Below are 17,981 nucleotides of genomic sequence, written 5' to 3' on the forward strand. Positions count from 1 at the left end.
TAATTTATAACATTTATAACCCTAAATAAACTAAATATAAAAATGAGTACAATCACAGTAAAAGCTTATGGTGCAGAGTCTACCACGGCAGATCTGAAAGAAATGAATATTGAAAGAAGAGAAGTCACCTCAAAAGATGTAGAAATTGAAATTCTATACTGCGGGGTATGCCACTCTGACCTTCATACAGCCAGAAACGACTGGGGCGGATCTTTATATCCTGTAGTTCCGGGGCATGAAATTGTAGGAAGAATTACCAAAGTAGGAAGTGAGGTTTCCAAATTTAAAGCGGGAGATCTGGCAGCAGTAGGATGCATGGTGGATTCATGCGGACATTGCGACAGTTGTCAGCACGATCTGGAGCAATACTGCCAGAATGGATTTACAGGGACTTATAACGGAAAAGATAAGCATCTTGGAGGTCATACTTTTGGAGGATATTCTCAAAAAGTAGTTGTTGATGAACATTTTGTTTTAAGTGTTCCTGAAAACTTAGATCTGGCAGCAGTAGCACCCCTTCTGTGCGCAGGGATTACCACATGGTCACCGTTAAGACACTGGAACGCTGGTCCGGGTTCAAAAGTAGCCGTTGTAGGATTAGGCGGTTTAGGTCATATGGCTATTAAACTAGCAAAAGGACTGGGAGCAGAAGTTACTTTATTCTCAAGAACTCCGGGAAAAACGGATGATGCGAAACAGCTTGGAGCAGATCACGTAGTAATCTCTACGGATGATTCCCAAATGGATGCTGTAAAAGGTAAATTTGACCTTATCATCGATACGGTACCTTACGAACATGACATCAATCCTTATATGCAGACTCTTTCTCTGAATGGAACTCTGGTTCTTGTAGGATTCGTTGGTGAATTCCAGGAAACGCAGGTAAGTACAAGACCTATGATCTTCCAACGCCGTTCTGTAGCAGGATCTTTGATCGGAGGTATTGCAGAAACCCAGGAACTGTTAGATTTCTGTGGAAAACATAATATCGTATCTGATATCGAGCTGATTAAAATGCAGGATATCAACAATGCATATGAAAGAATGCTTAAAAGCGATGTAAAATACCGTTTCGTGATTGATATGCAGTCTTTATAATTCTTTGATAGAATAGTAACAGAAACAGGCTCTTCGGATTGAAGAGCCTGTTTTTATTTTTTAAGATTCTGGCTGAAAGCATTCTGATCCTGATTCGTTATATATCTGTTTCCTTCAGCACATTTATTATCATTTCTTTCCATATCCTGAAATGCCCAGGCTGCCATGGCATCAATCACGGGGGCCAGTTCATTCCCTGCGTCACTTAGTTTATACGTCACATGAGGCGGTACTACAGGTTTTGCTGTTCTGATAATGAGTCCGTCGGTTTCAAGCTGTTTCAAATGCTGGATGAGCATTTTTTCTGTTACGGCCGGAATTGCTTTTTTCAATTCACTGTATCTTTTTTCTCCTGTGGAAAGATTGAACAGGATAATAGGTTTCCAGAATCCACCGATCCTTTCCATAACATACATTACAGGACAATCCTGTACCGTCTTTCTGTTTTCCTGGATAGTTGAACTTTCTTTGATGGCTGTCATAATTACATACTTTAGGGTAAGTACTTGTATAAAAGTAAGTACAAATATAACTTTGTTCTCAGAAATAAAAAAATATTCACATATGAAAATTGTAATCACAGGATCACTAGGAAATGTAGCTAAGCCATTAGCCCAACAGTTAATTGCAGAAGGGCACGATATTACAGTAGTAAGCAGCAGCGAGGCAAGAAAACAGGATATTGAATCGATGGGTGCCACGCCAGCCATAGGATCTATCACAGATGTTAACTTTTTAACTCAGACTTTTGAAGGGGCTGATGCGGTTTTTGTAATGACTCCTCCGGCTATCAGCCCTGATAAAATTGTAGAAAATACTACCAATGCAGGGAAAAATTATGCGGAAGCTTTAAAAAAAGCTAATGTAAAAAGAGCTGTAATGTTAAGCAGTGTAGGCGCTGAATCTCCGGTAGAAAACGGCCCGATTGCAGGTCTTCACAATATTGAAAAAATATATAATGAAGCAGAGAACACTTCTTTTACTTTTTTAAGAGCCGGATACTTTTATAATAACTTTTTCAATGATATTCCTTTGATTCAAAATGCAGGAATCATTGGAGCAAATTATCCTGCAAGTATTGAAGTACCGGTTGTACATCCAACTGATATTGCGAAAGCTGCTGACAAAGAACTGGTAAACGACGGAAATACCAATACGATCAGATATATTGTAAGCGATATAAGAAAAGCCTCTGATTTTGCTAAAGTTTTGGGTTCTGCTGTTAATAAGCCGGAACTTCCATGGGTAGAGTTCTCTGATGAAGATTCTTTAAACGGAATGCTGCAGGCCGGACTCCCTGAAGATATGGCCAAGCTATATGTTGAAATGGGAAGAGGAATAAGAACCGGTGTTGTACAGAAAGATTTTATTGATCACTGTTCTCCGGTTACAGGAAGTGTTAAATTAGAAGATTTTGCAAAGGATTTTGCTTCTCAATTTTAATTTCTTTTGTCTTTTTAAAGACTAATAAAATTAGTTTCGGCGCACCAAAGGTGCGCCGAAACTGTTTTTTTACTATTATATTTTAAGCCTTAAGAATTATTTCTTCTCTTTCAGGGCTTCTTTTAGAACTTTTAATTTTCCATCAATAGGCTGATCGATTTTTAATCCTAAAACCTCAGCCACCAAAGGATAAACATTGATGTTCGCAAATTCATCAATCACCAGATTGTTTTTAAATTCTGGTCCCCAGGCAAAGAAAGTAGCTTTCATTTCCGGTACCACTTTAGGGTTATAGCCGTGTTTTCCAACAGATGTTTTCTTACCTTTCTCCAGGAAAATCTTTGGTGCTTTCGGAATCAGAAGAATCTGTCCTATTCTGTTGTACTGGTCATCCCTTGTAGCGAAATGCAGGTATCTGGGAAGCTTTTTATCCAGATATACTTCGTAGTCGTCTGTTTTATTGGCTTTCAGTTGTTTATAAACTGCTTTTACCTCATCAGGGTTTTTAACGTAGACTCTTAGTAAAGTCTGGGAATTATAAAAATCAAATCTGTTTTTATCAAAAAGAAGAGCAGGAATTTCCAAAGGTGTACCGCCGTCTACTTTAATCATCCCGTGATCGGAAACAAAAACAAAGTTGACATTTTTCAATCCTAATCCATTTACTTTCTGAACAAGATCACCAATAGCCTGATCTATCAGATGAACAGCTATTTCCGTTTCTTTCGCATCAGGACCAAAATGATGCCCGCTCCCATCTACTTCCGGGAAGTACAATGAAATAAAATGAGGTCTTTTATCTTCAGGCAGTTTCAGCCAGTTTACCACTTTTTCTACCTTTTCGGAAGGTGTGAACTTTTCGTGATATGGATAATAATAAGTGGGTCTCATCCCTCCTGCATCGCTGGCAGATCCTACCCACATTAAAGAGGCCGACACCATTCCCTGTTTTTCAGCAAGCCCCCAAAGCGGAGTTCCTCCATACCAGCTTCCGTCCTCAGCATTTTTCTTATTGCTCATCGCATATCCTTCTTTTCTCTTATAATCATAGAAAAAATTATCAATCAGGCCATGATGGGAAGGATAAAGCCCTGTGATAAGACTCCAGTGGTTGGGGAAAGTAATACTTGGATAGCTTGGAATCATTGCTTCAGCCTTTACACCGCCATTAGCCAGTTTTAAAAGATTTTCAGCATTATATTTCTTAGCATAATCATAACGGAAACCATCCGTTGATATCATAATCACATAAGGTTTCGACTGTGCTTCAGTACTGTTTTGTCTTCCTGGTATTACAACCTGGGCAGTATCAATATTGGCCTGCTGGGCAAAAGCCGTAAAGGAAATGAGCAGCAGTAAAAAATGGATTCCTCGCTTCATTATTTTAAAAATTTTCGGCAAAGTTACATCCTATCCTTCTCCCTGAAAAGTTTAAGAGATTAAAAGTATATTAAAACCTCTTATTTTGTTTGAATCAAAATTAATCGCTGTTAAATAGACCTTTTCATTTCAAATTGTGACAGCCAGTTGTTCAGTCCTATTTTTTCGCTAAGAAACTTATCTGTACTTTCTGAAGAATCATCCACATTGTTTAACGCTATCGCCTGCCCGTTATTTTTTTCTCTGATAGCATTAAAGAGCTTTGTACCAATTCCCTTATTTCTGTAATTCTTATCTACAGCAAACTGATATACTTTTTTCGATGCAGGACCATAAACAATATATCCGACGAGCTTTTCCCTTTCATAAGCACCTAAAGTCACATAATTTTCAGGCATCGGTTCCAATACGAAAACTGATCCCTGCCATGAAGGTTCAATATCCCAGAATGAACATAACAACTCCCATTGAAATTCTTTCAAATCCTTAATAGAAACCTCAGCATTTTCTTTTCCCTGCTGAATACTTCCGTTGAAGCAAAGTAATCTTCGTACAATCGTAAACCCGAGATTTTCATAAGCTCTGATGGCAGGCTGATTTCCTTCAATCACTTCAAGCAATAAGGTATTGGCATTTCTATCCTTTAAAACAGGAATGATAAAATCATACATTTTTCTCACCAATCCCTTGCCTCTGCTTTCCGGAACTACTCCTGTACCGCCATTGTAAATAATTTTCTCCCCGTTTTCAATTTTTTCAGACTGAAGGATAAAGGCAACCAGTTTCCCCTCTTCAAATGCTCCGGCAGACAAACTCAGATCTAATTTTTCTGCTGCAATTTTTGAAACAAGCACTTCTTTTGTCAAGTGAAAAGGAACAACATAATCAGAAAATGAGTAATTGAATACTGATAAAAGTTCATCTATTGTGATATCAGCTAAGGTTTTGAATTCCATAGGATCGTAAAAATTATAAGGTCAAAAAATTTTCCTTTATTAAGAATCAGGATACATACAAATATAAGAATTTTAAAGCAATCACCCTGAAATTGGGACTTTAAGAAAAAATGATACCCCTGAAAAATCAGAGGTATCTGTTTAAAAAATATTGAGGTGTGTTTTTTCTGAAAAATTATTCTTTGATCAGTTTTTCATAAGATGTACTTCCGTCTTTAAGCTGAATTTCAAGATAGTAACTTCCTGATTTCAGATTTTCAATACTGATGCTTTCTCCATCTGGTTTTACTGACAATACTTTTCTGCCTGTTGCTTCGTAGATATCAACGGATTTTATTTTGTCAGAATTTTTGAAATTAACGGTTGATTTTGCCGGATTAGGATATAGATTTACCTTTTTGCTATCAGCTGTAATTTCATTGGTGGATAAAGTGGCAGCTGTCATCGTCAATGTTGCATATCCTCGTCCTGCATCATGATATCCTAAAGAAGTTCCTCCACTTTTACGAGCATAGAAAATATTGATGGTTCCCGCAGCATTGGCAATGGCAAAATCTCCTGTTCCACCTGTAAGTGACCTTGTTGCCACTACAGTTCTTGTAGATCCGGATACGGTGTTCGAAGTTTCTGTCCAGTCCTGAGATGCATCGGCCGAGGGTGCATTAGGAACATTATTGAACGAATAGTCTCTATTGGCAGAAGAGTTATAAATAAATCCGTCTGATCCCGCAGCCATCCCGGTAGTTCCAAAACCTATTCCCATCATAGAGTTGCTGTCACCTGTTACCGTAATCGTTACTCCTGAAGGAGTTGTATCTAATTTCACCGTCATGGAAGTTGCCGGTAAGTTTACCGTTCCTGACGAAAACTGTGCCAATGCGAAATTGGCAAGAAGTACGCTTAGCGCTAGTAGAGTTTTTTTCATATCAATTTTTTAAAAGATTAATAATTTCCTTGTTATTGGTTTGTAATGCATATTCGAAAGGGGTCATTCCCATTGAATCTTTCTTTGTTTTATCTGCTTTATACTTCAGCAGCTGTTCTACCAGATCTTTATTTCCGGATTTTACAGCCCAGAATAAAGGGGTGTATCCTGTTTCATCTGCAATATTGGGATCTGCTTTTTTCTTAAGCAGATGTTCTACAAGGTCTTTGTTGTATTTAATCGCAAGACCTGCCAATGCCGTTCCTTCACGGCTTTTGTAATTGACATCTTTTACATTTTCAATCAGAAAATCGGCAACGTCTGTATTTCCTCTGTAACAGGCCAGAATAAGGGGTGAAAATCCGTATTCATTGGTTTGATTGATCACATCCGGATTTTGTTTCATCAGTTCCTGTACTTCAGCAACCGTTCCGCTTCTGGCAATATCAAATATTGATTTCGCTTTTTCCTGAGCAGATAACAATGAACTCAGGAACAGTCCCAATACTAAGATTATATTTCTCATTGTTTTACCATTACATAGTTATATTCGATGTTGACATTTTCAGCCACTTTCTTGGTTACCATTTTTGGAATGGTCACTTTATAATCTACCGGTCTGGCTACAAATCCACCCTGCATATAGATTTTGCCGTCTTTTGCGTATAATGTGGCAGAAGAAGTAACAGCCTTGTCTACCCCATGGAAGTTTAGCGTTCCCTGAACGGTATATTTCTGAGGACTTGTGGTAAGTTTTGTTTTATCAAAGTTGACAATTTTCCCTTTGAAAGTAGTTTTCGGATATTTTGCAGATTCAGCGTAGCTTTCATTGAAATGCTCTTCCATTAATTTTGTTTTAAAATGAAAGTTTTTAACGGTTGAAACAGATGCCATTTCACCGTTATCTGCATTCAGAATCACAATATTATTATCATCCTGGGCAAAGATATCGTCAAACAGAGGTACTGATGCTTCAAAAGTTACTTTTCCTGTTTTGGAGCTATATTTCTGTGCCGAAGCGTATCCCGCAGAGAGAAGTAATACGCTTAATAATGCTAATTTTTTCATAATCATTTATTTTAATTTTCATTTAATCCGTCAGCTTTCCATTTGATGAAAATATTGATCTGAGCGGCAGATAATGATCCTCCCTGAGGCATTTTCCCGGGATCGCCATTAGGTCTTTGGATACGGTCCAGAATTCCGTCTATATTATTCTTTACCTGATCATAAGTAACGAGAGGTTTAAAACTTCCCGCAGAATGACAGCCTATACAGCTGTTATCCACAATTGGTTTTACATCTGCTGTATATTTTACAGGTGCTGTGATGGGTGTATTATCAGAAATCTCTTCGTAAGTTCTGCTGTCACAAGCCGTTAGTATGATTGCTGACGACAATATCAATAAGGATGTTAGCTTTTTCATATTAAAAAACTCTGTAAAGATTAAACCCAAAGAAAATATGTCCCTTTCCCCATGCTCCTGTGGCATTGGTAAGATATCCGATATCAGAATTAATCTGGGAGTTTGTCAGTAAAAGCTGGAACACATGTCCTCCGGTTTCTATATCTACGCCCAACGATAAAGGGTTTTTATAAAAACTGTGATCGTCAAAATTCACAAAGTATTCTGCATTCACAGAAACTCGTTTTGAAATTTTATAGCGTCCTCCCAAACCTGCCAGAAACTGGTTTTTGTTTTCAATGGTAGGTTCGTAAAGGTTTTTATGAACAAATGAAGGCGTAAGCTGTACTGAAAGCTTATCACTGAATCTTCTTGAGATCAATGCCTGGGTAAGATAAGAAAGCCTGTCACTGAATGTAAGGTGAGGATAAGTGTCCTTATCCAGTTCAGTATTGGCTCCCATTACGTTATACCCCACAATATCCACCGGGAAGTTTTCACTTTGTTTTATCAATCTGTATTTCACTGCTCCTTCAAATGTTTTCATATTGGTTTCTCTGGAAAGGCTTACAGATATTGCGTCTGAAATACCATAGATAACACCTAATTTGGTGGAAGCATGATCAAGACCGAAAAAGTCTTTAAATCCAGCGCTTATATCACCAAATCTATGGGCAACGATAATGTACCATTCTTTTTTGGCTGCAAGTTTTGTAGATTGTCCTGTTACAATCTGAAGGGCTTTGAAAGCAGGTTGTGAGGTTTCTGTATTGGTTTTAACCGTGTCAATATCTTTCAGCAGGTCTTCCTGTGCAAAGACAAGACCTGAAGAAAACATTGACAAAAATAAGAGAGTTTTTGTCATATACAATTTGAATTAAATTATGATATGACAAACTTATTGAGTTCTCAATTCAAAAATAGGTGATAAAAGTCACCAGTCAAATTGTTTTTATCAATAATAGAAATAAACTTTTCAAACAATTGAAATTAGACCGTTCTAACATTTTCATTTACAGGAACTTTTATTCCTTCTTTGGTCTGCATAATTTCACCTTCGCTTTCAATTTTTTTCAAAACTCTGCTTACCACTTCTCTTGAAGTCCCCAAACTGTTGGCAATTTCACGATGGGTAATCTTAATAGGGTTGTTTCCTGTGGATACAATCTGTTGTTTGATATAGTTCAGAACCCTCTTATCCAGTCTGTGAAAAACAGCATCGTTCACCATATTCATCACTTCTGAAAATCTCCGGTCATATTCATGGTAAAAGAGCTTATTAATTTCAGGAAACCTTATAAGCCATTCGTGCATGACAGAAACGGGAATAAGAATCGCTTGCGAATCTTCTTCTGCGATGGCATATACCCTGCTGATATAATCTGTCAGAATGGATGAAAAGGTCATGAGACAGCTATCTTTCGGTTTGATATAATAGTAGATCAGTTCTCTTCCGTCATTTAAGGTAAAGACTTTGATAGAGCCTTTTATGAGGAAAGGAACAAATTTATTCTTCTGTCCTTCTCTTATGATCTCTGTTTTTGCTTTTATATCAACAGCAACAGCATGTTTTTCAAGCTCCGATAAAAATTCGGCACCCAAAAAGCCAAATTTACTTACAGCGAACGAGTTATCAATCATATCTTATATTTTCTGCTTTTTCTTAAACAAAGATATAAAATTGATATATGCCTACTACATATTTTCACCTCATTAAAGAAAATTAACAATTAGACAAATCCAATATGAATTTCAGTGATGTTATAATTCAATAAAAAACAAATATATTATAGATATACATGTAAAAATAACATAAATATATAAAATACCTATTTGAGCGTTTTTTGTTTTTTAATTAAAATGCTTATTTTTTTTAATTAAAAAACAAAAAGCCCCGGATAAATCCGGGGCAATTATATGATTACAAAAGAAATCTTAAGCTTGAACGTTGTTTCCTCCTAATACGAAAGGCTCAACTTCTTTGATTTCTCCGAACTGTTGCTCGTAGTTAGCGATGTTCTGTTGAAGAGCGTTTAACACTCTTTTAGCGTGAAGTGGAGCAAGAATTACTCTTGATCTTACTTTAGCCTGCTGAACACCTGGCATCAACTGAATAAAGTCTACTACAAATTCAGATGGAGAGTGGTTTACCAATGCAAGGTTAGCATAGATACCAGCCGCTACCATTTCGTTTAATTCGATGTTGATGTTTCCGTCTTGTGGATTTTGATTGTTGTCCATTGTTATAAATTATGTTTTTAAAATTCGAAATTTGAGATTGTGAAAATATAAAAATAATTTCAAATCCCAAATTTCAAATCATTAATTTTAGTTAAGGTCTTCGAATTCTTTCTTAGAACCAACAATAACGTTCTGATATTCTTTAAGACCTGTACCTGCAGGGATTCTGTGACCTACAATTACATTTTCTTTAAGACCGTTAAGATCGTCTATCTTACCAGCAACTGCTGCTTCGTTAAGAACTTTAGTTGTTTCCTGGAATGATGCTGCAGACATGAATGACTTAGTTTGAAGGGCAGCTCTTGTAATACCTTGCAGTACCGGAGTTGCAGTAGCAGGAAGAGCTTCTCTTACTTCTACCAATGCTAAATCTTCACGCTTCAACTTAGAGTTTTCGTCTCTTAATTCTCTTGCAGTAATCATCTGACCTGGCTTGAATTCTTTAGAATCACCAGCATCTACTACTACTTTAAGACCGAATACTCTGTTGTTTTCTTCCAGGAAGTCATACTTATGTTCAAGAGCTCCTTCAAGGAATTGAGTATCACCTCCATCTACGATAGATACTTTCGTCATCATCTGTCTTACGATAATTTCGAAGTGCTTGTCGTCGATTTTTACCCCCTGTAGACGGTAAACTTCCTGAATTTCGTTTACTAAGTATTCCTGAACGGCAGTTGGACCTTTAATTCTCAAGATATCTTCCGGTGTGATAGAACCGTCAGAAAGTGGAGAACCTGCTCTTACGAAGTCATTCTCCTGAACAAGAATCTGGTTGGAAAGTTTTACCAAGTAAATTTTTCTTTCTCCAGTTTTAGCCTCAACAATAAGTTCACGGTTACCTCTCTTGATTTTTCCGTAAGAAACTACCCCGTCGATTTCAGTAACAACCGCTGGGTTTGAAGGGTTTCTTGCTTCGAATAATTCGGTAACTCTCGGAAGACCTCCGGTGATATCCCCTGCTTTTGCAGATTTTCTTGGGATCTTGATTAAGACTTTACCAGCCTTAATTTTTTCACCATCGTTAACCATTAAGTGGGCTCCTACCGGTAAGTTGTAAGCTTTTTGCTCAACTCCTTTAGAGTCTACCACTTTCAGGGTAGGTACGGCTTTCTTATTTCTGGATTCAGAGATTACTTTCTCTTCGAATCCTGTTTGTTCGTCAATTTCAAGCTGGAATGAAATACCCTGGATGATATCCTCGTATTCTACCTTACCTGAAGTTTCAGCAATGATAACCGCGTTATACGGATCCCATCTACAGATTGTATCTCCTTTCTTCACTTTATCACCTGGTTTTACAGATAATATAGATCCGTAAGGTACGTTAGCTACCATTAATGGAGTTCTGGACTCATTATCAGCAACTAATCTGAATTCTGTTGAACGGGAAACCACGACCTCAGCTGTATTACCGTTTTCATCTTCTGAAGTAATAGTTCTTACTTCATCCATTTCTACGATACCATCTCTTCTTGCCACGATAGATGGGTTTTCTGATACGTTTCCTGCAGTACCCCCTTGGTGGAAGGTTCTCAACGTAAGCTGAGTACCTGGTTCCCCAATGGATTGTGCTGCAATTACACCTACCGCTTCACCCATGTGAATCACTTTACCTGTTGCCAAGTTTCTACCGTAACATTTCGCACAGATACCTTTCTTAGCTTCACAAGTTAATGGTGAACGAACCTCCACAGCTTCTAATCCAGCTTCTTCGATTCTCTTCGCCAAAGATTCAATGATCACCTGATCTGCACTTGCGATAAGCTCGTCAGTTTCAGGATCGTAAATATTATGAAGAGATACTCTACCTAAGATTCTTTCAGAGATTCTTTCAACGATCTCGTCATTTTTCTTAAGTGCAGTAACTTCTGTACCTCTTAGAGTTCCACAGTCGTCTTCTGTAACGATAACGTCCTGTGCAACGTCTACCAATCTTCTCGTTAAGTAACCGGCGTCGGCTGTCTTAAGAGCGGTATCCGCAAGACCTTTACGGGCACCGTGGGTAGAGATAAAGTACTCTAGAATCGAAAGACCTTCCTTAAAGTTGGCAAGGATCGGGTTTTCGATGATCTCCGCTCCGGTAGAACCAGCTTTCTGCGGTTTTGCCATCAAACCTCTCATCCCTGATAACTGACGGATCTGTTCTTTAGAACCCCTCGCTCCAGAGTCAAGCATCATGTATACAGAGTTGAAACCACCTTGGTCAGTTTTCATTCTGCTCATGATCATTTCAGTTAATCCGGCGTTGGTATTTGTCCAAACGTCGATTACCTGGTTATAACGTTCTGTATCGGTAATCAGACCCATGTTATAGTTGGCTCTAATTTCGTCTACAGTTTCGATTGATTGTGCAATCATCTGCTTTTTCTCAACAGGAACTACGATATCCCCAAGTGAGAAAGAAAGACCTCCTTTGAATGCGTTTGAATACCCTAGGTCTTTCATTGCATCAAGGAACTTCACAGTGGTAGGGAAATCCGTATCAGCAAGGATCTTACCGATAACGTTTCTCAATGATTTCTTAGTCAGAAGTTCATTGATATATCCTACCTGCTTAGGTACAATCTGGTTGAACAGGATTCTACCTACAGAAGTTTCGATTAGTCTTGTAACGATTTCTCCGTCTTCTTTGATAGGTAGTCTACATCTTACTTTAGCATTTAAAGATACTCTTCCTTCAGCATAAGCAATTTCCGCTTCTTCAGGAGAATAGAATGCAAGACCTTCTCCTTTTACTTTCATCGTCTCTGTAGAGCTTAATTCTTTAGTCATGAAATAAAGACCAAGAACCATGTCCTGAGATGGTACTGTAATTGGAGAACCGTTTGCAGGGTTCAGGATGTTTTGAGAACCTAACATCAATAACTGAGCTTCAAGGATCGCTTCTGGTCCTAACGGTAAGTGTACCGCCATCTGGTCACCATCGAAATCGGCGTTGAAGGCTGTAGTTACTAACGGGTGCAGCTGGATTGCCTTACCTTCGATCATCTTAGGTTGGAAAGCCTGAATACCCAGTCTGTGAAGCGTAGGTGCCCTGTTCAATAGTACCGGGTGACCTTTCATCACGTTTTCAAGGATATCATAAACTACCGGTTCTTTTCTGTCGATAATTCTCTTTGCAGATTTTACTGTTTTTACAATTCCTCTTTCAATCAGTTTTCTGATGATGAACGGTTTGTAAAGTTCAGCTGCCATATCTTTAGGAATACCACATTCGTGAAGCTGTAAGTTTGGACCTACAACAATTACCGAACGCGCAGAGTAGTCAACCCTTTTCCCTAGTAAGTTCTGACGGAAACGACCTTGCTTACCTTTCAATGAATCAGAAAGTGATTTCAATGGTCTGTTTGACTCAGATTTTACTGCAGAAGATTTTCTTGTGTTATCGAATAATGAATCTACAGATTCCTGAAGCATACGCTTCTCGTTTCTCAAGATCACTTCAGGAGCTTTGATCTCCAATAATCTCTTCAAACGGTTATTTCTGATGATAACTCTTCTGTAAAGGTCATTCAGGTCAGAAGTTGCGAAACGTCCTCCATCCAATGGAACCAATGGTCTTAGTTCTGGCGGGATAACAGGAAGCACACGCATGATCATCCACTCTGGTCTGTTGATCATTCTTGTATTAGCACCTCTCAATGCTTCTACCACGTTCAATCTCTTAAGAGCTTCAGTTCTTCTTTGTTTTGAACCTTCGTTGTGAGCTTTGTGTCTCAAGTCGAAAGACAATGCATCAAGATCGATTCTTTTTAATAGATCTTCCACAGCTTCAGCCCCCATTCTGGCGATGAATTTGTTTGGATCAGAATCATCAAGATACTGGTTTTCTACAGGAAGAGTTTCCATGATATCAAGATACTCTTCTTCTGTAAGGAATTCCATATTTTCAAAATCAGAACCGTCTAATTTTTTAGCAATACCTTGCTGAATCACCACATATCTTTCGTAGTAGATGATCATATCTAATTTCTTAGAAGGAATTCCTAAAAGGTATCCGATTTTGTTTGGTAATGAACGGAAATACCAGATGTGTGCAATTGGAACTACAAGGTTGATGTGCCCGATTCTCTCTCTTCTTACTTTTTTCTCAGTAACTTCTACTCCACAACGGTCACAAACGATCCCTTTGTAACGAATTCTCTTGTATTTACCACAAGCACATTCGTAATCCTTTACAGGACCAAAGATTTTCTCACAAAATAGCCCATCTCTTTCAGGCTTGTGAGTTCTGTAGTTAATAGTTTCCGGTTTTAAAACCTCCCCTCTTGAGTCTTGTAAAATAGACTCCGGTGAAGCTAAACCGATGGTTATTTTATTAAATCTACTTGATTTATTTTTATTTGACATTTTTTGTTATTTGAGATTTGACATTTGAAATTTGAGATTAATGAATCTCTAAAAATTTTATTTTAATTTTTGTTTGAAATCTGCGTACAGAATTTCAAATTTCAAATAAATTAATTTCAAATGGAATTTATTCCTCAAGTCTTACGTCTAATCCAAGACCTTGTAACTCGTGAAGTAATACATTGAATGATTCCGGAATACCTGGTTCAGGCATAGATTCACCTTTTGCAATTGCTTCATAAGTTTTTGCTCTACCAATCACGTCATCCGACTTCACAGTAAGGATCTCTCTCAGGATGTTAGATGCACCGAATGCTTCAAGTGCCCAAACCTCCATCTCTCCGAATCTCTGACCTCCGAACTGAGCTTTACCTCCTAACGGCTGCTGAGTAATCAATGAGTAAGGACCGATAGAACGTGCGTGCATTTTGTCATCAACCATGTGTCCTAATTTCAGCATGTAAATAACCCCTACAGTCGCAGCCTGAGTAAATCTTTCTCCGGTACCACCATCATAAAGGTAAGTGTGACCGAATTTAGGAAGACCTGCTTTGTCTGTATATTCAGTAATCTGATCAAGAGTTGCTCCATCGAAGATTGGTGTAGCGAACTTCATACCCAGCTTCTGACCAGCCCATCCAAGAACTGTTTCATAAATCTGACCGATGTTCATACGGGAAGGTACCCCAAGTGGATTCAATACGATATCTACAGGTGTTCCGTCTTCCAGGAATGGCATATCTTCTTCACGAACGATTCTTGAAACGATACCTTTGTTACCGTGACGTCCTGCCATTTTATCTCCTACATTCAGTTTACGTTTCTTAGCGATGTAAACTTTAGCCAGCTTCATGATACCTGCAGGAAGTTCATCTCCGATTGAAATAGCAAATTTCTCACGGTTTTTAACTCCTTGAATGTCGTTATATTTGATTTTGTAATTGTGAATCAATTGTTTGATCAATTCATTCTTGTCAGCGTCTACTGTCCAGTCTGAACCGCTAACGTTTACATAATCTTCAACTGAAGTTAATAACTTGTGAGTGAATTTCACACCTTTACCGATGATTTCTTCGTCAAGGTCGTTTTGTACCCCCTGAGAAGTTTTACCGCTTACCAGTGTATTTAATTTTTCAATTAACGTATTTCTCAACTCGTCAAACTTAGCCTTGTAAGTGTTTTCAATTTCTTCAAGTTTAAGTTTTTCTTCAGTTCTTTTCTTTTTGTCTTTGATGTTTCTTGAGAACAATTTCTTGTTGATAACAACACCTCTTAATGATGAGTCTGCTTTCAGTGAAGCATCCTTCACATCACCAGCTTTATCACCGAAGATTGCTCTAAGAAGTTTTTCTTCAGGAGTCGGGTCAGATTCACCTTTTGGAGTAATTTTACCAATCATGATATCTCCAGGCTTCACTTCAGCACCGATTCTGATCATACCGTTCTCGTCAAGATCTTTCGTAGCTTCTTCAGATACGTTTGGAATATCTGCTGTAAGCTCTTCCATACCTAATTTAGTATCACGAACTTCAAGAGAATATTCATCTACGTGGATTGAAGTAAACCAGTCCTCACGTACAACTTTTTCGTTGATTACGATTGCATCCTCGAAGTTGTACCCTTTCCAAGGCATGAACGCTACCACTAAGTTTCTACCAAGAGCCAATTCTCCTTTTTCAGTAGCATACCCGTCGCAAAGTACCTGTCCTTTTTCCACTACATCACCTACTCTTACGTTTGGTCTTAGGGTAATGGTTGTACTCTGGTTCGTTTTTCTGAACTTAGTAAGGTTGTATGTTTTAGTAGCAGACTCGAATTGTACTAAATCTTCGTCTTCGCTTCTTTCGTATTTAATAACGATTCTGTCAGCATCTACGTACTGTACTGTACCCGTACCTTCAGCGTTAATTAAAATTCTTGAATCTCTTGCAACCTGCTGCTCAAGCCCTGTACCAACGATTGGAGCCTGTGGCTTCAATAGAGGAACGGCCTGACGCATCATGTTGGATCCCATCAATGCACGGTTCGCATCATCATGTTCCAGGAATGGAATTAATGAAGCAGAAATACCGGAAATCTGGTTTGGTGCTACATCGATAAGATCTACCTGGCTAGGTTCTACTACCGGATAGTCACCATCCAATCTTGCAATGATTCTGTCTGTTTCAAATTCACCGTTGTCGCTCAATTCAACGTTTGCCTGAGCAATTACTTTAGATTCTTCATCTTCCGCATTTAAGTAGATAGGATCTGCGTTAAGCTCAATCTTACCGCCTTCTACTTTTCTATATGGAGTTTCGATGAAACCTAGTCTGTTGATTTTAGCATAAATACCTAAAGATGAAATCAAACCGATGTTTGGTCCTTCCGGAGTTTCAATCGGACAAATTCTTCCGTAGTGAGTGTGGTGAACGTCTCGAACCTCGAAACCTGCTCTTTCTCTTGATAAACCACCAGGCCCCAGTGCAGATAATCTTCTCTTGTGAGTGATCTCTGATAGAGGGTTGGTTTGGTCCATAAACTGAGAAAGCTGGTTGGTACCAAAGAACGAGTTGATTACTGATGTCAATGTCTTTGCATTTACAAGGTCAAGCGGAGTAAAGATTTCGTTATCTCTAACGTTCATTCTTTCCTTGATTGTTCTTGCAATTCTTGAAAGACCTACCCCGAACTGTCCAGCCAACTGCTCACCAACAGTTTTAATTCTTCTGTTGGATAAGTGGTCAATATCATCAACCTCTGCTTTAGAGTTGACAAGCTCGATTAAGTGTCTTACAATAGCAATGATATCTTCTTTTGTAAGAACCTCAGTTGTCGTTGGAATGTTAAGACCTAGCTTTTTGTTCAATCTGTAACGTCCAACTTCACCTAATGAATATCTCTGCTCAGAGAAGAATAATTTTTCAATGATTCCTCTTGCTGTTTCCTCATCTGGCGGATCTGCGTTTCTTAACTGACGATAAATATACTCTACCGCTTCTTTTTCAGAGTTAGTAGGGTCTTTTTGTAATGTATTCTGGATGATAGAGAATTCGTTGCTGTTTTCTTTGTGAATCAGGATTGACTTCACACCAGCATCAAGAATAAGATCCAAATGTTCTTTTTCAAGAATCGTTTCTCTATCCAGGATGATTTCGTTTCTTTCAATAGAAACTACCTCACCTGTATCTTCGTCTACGAAATCTTCGAACCAGGTGTTCAATACTCTCGCAGCCAATGTTCTTCCTTCTACTTTTTTAAGGGCAGCTTTAGAAACTTTCACTTCTTCAGCAAGGTCAAAGATCTGAAGGATATCCTTGTCAGATTCGTAACCGATTGCTCTTAATAAAGTTGTTAATGGTAATTTTTTCTTACGGTCGATATACGCGTACATTACGCTGTTGATATCAGTTGTAAATTCCATCCAAGATCCTTTGAAAGGGATAATTCTTGAATAGTAAAGTTTGGTTCCGTTTGCGTGGTAAGTTTGTCCGAAGAATACACCAGGTGAACGGTGAAGCTGCGTAACGATAACTCTTTCAGCACCATTGATGATAAAAGAACCACTTGGCGTCATATAAGGAACCGGACCTAAGTATACGTCCTGAACCACAGTCTGGAAATCTTCATGTTCCGGGTCAGTACAATACAGTTTAAGTCTAGCTTTTAGAGGAACTGAATAAGTAAGTCCTCTTTCCACACACTCATCGATTGAATAACGTGGAGAATCTACCAGATAGTCTAAGAATTCTAATACGAATTGGTTTCTTGAATCCGTAATTGGGAAATTCTCTTGGAAAGTCTTGTAAAGAGCTTCTGTCTTTCTGGCTTCAGGAAGTGTATCAAGCTGGAAAAATTCTCTGAAAGATTCAATTTGGATATCCAAAAAGTCCGGAGTGATGATTTTTCCTTTCGCTGATGAGAAATTAATTCTCGGATTTCCTTGAGTTGTTGATTTTGTTTTACTCATAAAACTTTTAAGAAAGGGTTAAAAAATATTTTGATTCATTAAAAAATATCAGAAAAGAACAAGAAACAAGATAAAAGTAAAAGGTAAAAGTGTTTTTGGCGCTCACAAAGGACCTTAGATTCTTTTAAACTTCCTACCTGGTTCTTTCTAACTGCAACACTGGTATATCTTTTCACAGCGTAATGCAAAATATTTTTATTACTTTTGAGGCTGTATTACCGCAGTATTTA

At 38.2% G+C, this 17,981-nt stretch carries 14 protein-coding genes; 2 read left to right on the forward strand and 12 right to left on the reverse strand.

Annotated elements, in window-relative coordinates; translation table 11 throughout:
• Nucleotides 1–42: 42 nt before the first annotated feature.
• Nucleotides 43–1,098, forward strand: a complete 1,056-nt coding sequence (locus FFS26_RS12645; RefSeq protein ID WP_110008202.1) for an NAD(P)-dependent alcohol dehydrogenase — start codon at nt 43–45, stop codon at nt 1,096–1,098.
• A gap of 53 nt (nt 1,099–1,151) precedes the next feature.
• Here FFS26_RS12645 and FFS26_RS12650 read toward each other — a convergent pair whose 3' ends face one another.
• Nucleotides 1,152–1,580 carry a winged helix-turn-helix transcriptional regulator gene (locus FFS26_RS12650; protein WP_110008203.1) on the reverse strand — a complete coding sequence of 143 codons (429 nt, stop codon included), beginning with the start codon at nt 1,578–1,580 and terminating at the stop codon, nt 1,152–1,154.
• Between the two features lie 82 nt (nt 1,581–1,662).
• Between FFS26_RS12650 and FFS26_RS12655 the strand changes: the two genes are divergently transcribed.
• Complete coding sequence (locus FFS26_RS12655; RefSeq protein ID WP_137905181.1) at nt 1,663–2,541, forward strand: NAD(P)H-binding protein; 879 nt, start codon at nt 1,663–1,665, stop codon at nt 2,539–2,541.
• A 96-nt stretch (nt 2,542–2,637) separates the two neighbouring features.
• On the opposite strand, the gene FFS26_RS12660 is transcribed toward FFS26_RS12655, so the two are convergent.
• From FFS26_RS12660 to rpoB, 11 genes are all read right to left on the reverse strand, one after another.
• On the reverse strand, nt 2,638–3,921 hold the full coding sequence (locus FFS26_RS12660) for an ectonucleotide pyrophosphatase/phosphodiesterase (protein ID WP_110008205.1): 1,284 nt from the start codon (nt 3,919–3,921) through the stop codon (nt 2,638–2,640).
• Nucleotides 3,922–4,031: 110 nt separating this feature from the next.
• Nucleotides 4,032–4,877, reverse strand: coding sequence for a GNAT family N-acetyltransferase (locus FFS26_RS12665; RefSeq protein WP_110008206.1), 846 nt, complete (start codon nt 4,875–4,877; stop codon nt 4,032–4,034).
• Between the two features lie 175 nt (nt 4,878–5,052).
• Nucleotides 5,053–5,802 carry a DOMON domain-containing protein gene (locus FFS26_RS12670; protein WP_110008207.1) on the reverse strand — a complete coding sequence of 250 codons (750 nt, stop codon included), beginning with the start codon at nt 5,800–5,802 and terminating at the stop codon, nt 5,053–5,055.
• A gap of 1 nt (nt 5,803) precedes the next feature.
• Nucleotides 5,804–6,328, reverse strand: coding sequence for an ankyrin repeat domain-containing protein (locus tag FFS26_RS12675; RefSeq protein WP_137905182.1), 525 nt, complete (start codon nt 6,326–6,328; stop codon nt 5,804–5,806).
• Nucleotides 6,325–6,870 (reverse strand): YceI family protein, encoded by a 546-nt coding sequence (locus FFS26_RS12680; protein ID WP_110008322.1) that lies wholly within the window; start codon nt 6,868–6,870, stop codon nt 6,325–6,327. Before FFS26_RS12680 ends, FFS26_RS12675 begins: the two co-directional genes overlap by 4 nt.
• Before the next feature lie 11 nt (nt 6,871–6,881).
• Complete coding sequence (locus FFS26_RS12685; protein WP_228406421.1) at nt 6,882–7,229, reverse strand: hypothetical protein; 348 nt, start codon at nt 7,227–7,229, stop codon at nt 6,882–6,884.
• 1 nt (nt 7,230) lies between these two features.
• Complete coding sequence (locus FFS26_RS12690) at nt 7,231–8,073, reverse strand: DUF5777 family beta-barrel protein (RefSeq protein WP_110008210.1); 843 nt, start codon at nt 8,071–8,073, stop codon at nt 7,231–7,233.
• Nucleotides 8,074–8,198: 125 nt separating this feature from the next.
• Nucleotides 8,199–8,849 carry a Crp/Fnr family transcriptional regulator gene (locus FFS26_RS12695; RefSeq protein ID WP_110008211.1) on the reverse strand — a complete coding sequence of 217 codons (651 nt, stop codon included), beginning with the start codon at nt 8,847–8,849 and terminating at the stop codon, nt 8,199–8,201.
• A 294-nt stretch (nt 8,850–9,143) separates the two neighbouring features.
• Nucleotides 9,144–9,449: a DUF3467 domain-containing protein gene (locus FFS26_RS12700; RefSeq protein WP_002976436.1), complete on the reverse strand. Its 306-nt coding sequence runs from the start codon at nt 9,447–9,449 to the stop codon at nt 9,144–9,146.
• Nucleotides 9,450–9,536: 87 nt separating this feature from the next.
• Complete coding sequence (gene rpoC, locus FFS26_RS12705) at nt 9,537–13,802, reverse strand: DNA-directed RNA polymerase subunit beta' (RefSeq protein WP_110008212.1); 4,266 nt, start codon at nt 13,800–13,802, stop codon at nt 9,537–9,539.
• Nucleotides 13,803–13,929: 127 nt separating this feature from the next.
• A complete protein-coding gene (gene rpoB / locus FFS26_RS12710; RefSeq protein WP_137905183.1) occupies nt 13,930–17,751 on the reverse strand; it encodes a DNA-directed RNA polymerase subunit beta in 3,822 nt (1,273 codons plus the stop codon).
• Nucleotides 17,752–17,981: the final 230 nt, after the last annotated feature.

The sequence above is a fragment of the Chryseobacterium sp. 2VB genome, assembly GCF_005503635.1.
GTDB lineage: Bacteria > Bacteroidota > Bacteroidia > Flavobacteriales > Weeksellaceae > Chryseobacterium > Chryseobacterium cupriresistens.

What these genes read in the sequence shown, in the direction of transcription:
- rpoB (WP_137905183.1), bottom strand. Translation starts at nt 17,751, where the DNA reads ATGAGTAAAACAAAATCAACAACTCAAGGAAATCCGAGAATTAATTTC.
- FFS26_RS12670 (WP_110008207.1), bottom strand. Translation starts at nt 5,802, where the DNA reads ATGAAAAAAACTCTACTAGCGCTAAGCGTACTTCTTGCCAATTTCGCA.
- FFS26_RS12645 (WP_110008202.1), top strand. Translation starts at nt 43, where the DNA reads ATGAGTACAATCACAGTAAAAGCTTATGGTGCAGAGTCTACCACGGCA.
- FFS26_RS12695 (WP_110008211.1), bottom strand. Translation starts at nt 8,849, where the DNA reads ATGATTGATAACTCGTTCGCTGTAAGTAAATTTGGCTTTTTGGGTGCC.
- FFS26_RS12690 (WP_110008210.1), bottom strand. Translation starts at nt 8,073, where the DNA reads ATGACAAAAACTCTCTTATTTTTGTCAATGTTTTCTTCAGGTCTTGTC.
- rpoC (WP_110008212.1), bottom strand. Translation starts at nt 13,802, where the DNA reads ATGTCAAATAAAAATAAATCAAGTAGATTTAATAAAATAACCATCGGT.
- FFS26_RS12665 (WP_110008206.1), bottom strand. Translation starts at nt 4,877, where the DNA reads ATGGAATTCAAAACCTTAGCTGATATCACAATAGATGAACTTTTATCA.
- FFS26_RS12650 (WP_110008203.1), bottom strand. Translation starts at nt 1,580, where the DNA reads ATGACAGCCATCAAAGAAAGTTCAACTATCCAGGAAAACAGAAAGACG.
- FFS26_RS12675 (WP_137905182.1), bottom strand. Translation starts at nt 6,328, where the DNA reads ATGAGAAATATAATCTTAGTATTGGGACTGTTCCTGAGTTCATTGTTA.
- FFS26_RS12700 (WP_002976436.1), bottom strand. Translation starts at nt 9,449, where the DNA reads ATGGACAACAATCAAAATCCACAAGACGGAAACATCAACATCGAATTA.
- FFS26_RS12655 (WP_137905181.1), top strand. Translation starts at nt 1,663, where the DNA reads ATGAAAATTGTAATCACAGGATCACTAGGAAATGTAGCTAAGCCATTA.
- FFS26_RS12660 (WP_110008205.1), bottom strand. Translation starts at nt 3,921, where the DNA reads ATGAAGCGAGGAATCCATTTTTTACTGCTGCTCATTTCCTTTACGGCT.
- FFS26_RS12680 (WP_110008322.1), bottom strand. Translation starts at nt 6,870, where the DNA reads ATGAAAAAATTAGCATTATTAAGCGTATTACTTCTCTCTGCGGGATAC.
- FFS26_RS12685 (WP_228406421.1), bottom strand. Translation starts at nt 7,229, where the DNA reads ATGAAAAAGCTAACATCCTTATTGATATTGTCGTCAGCAATCATACTA.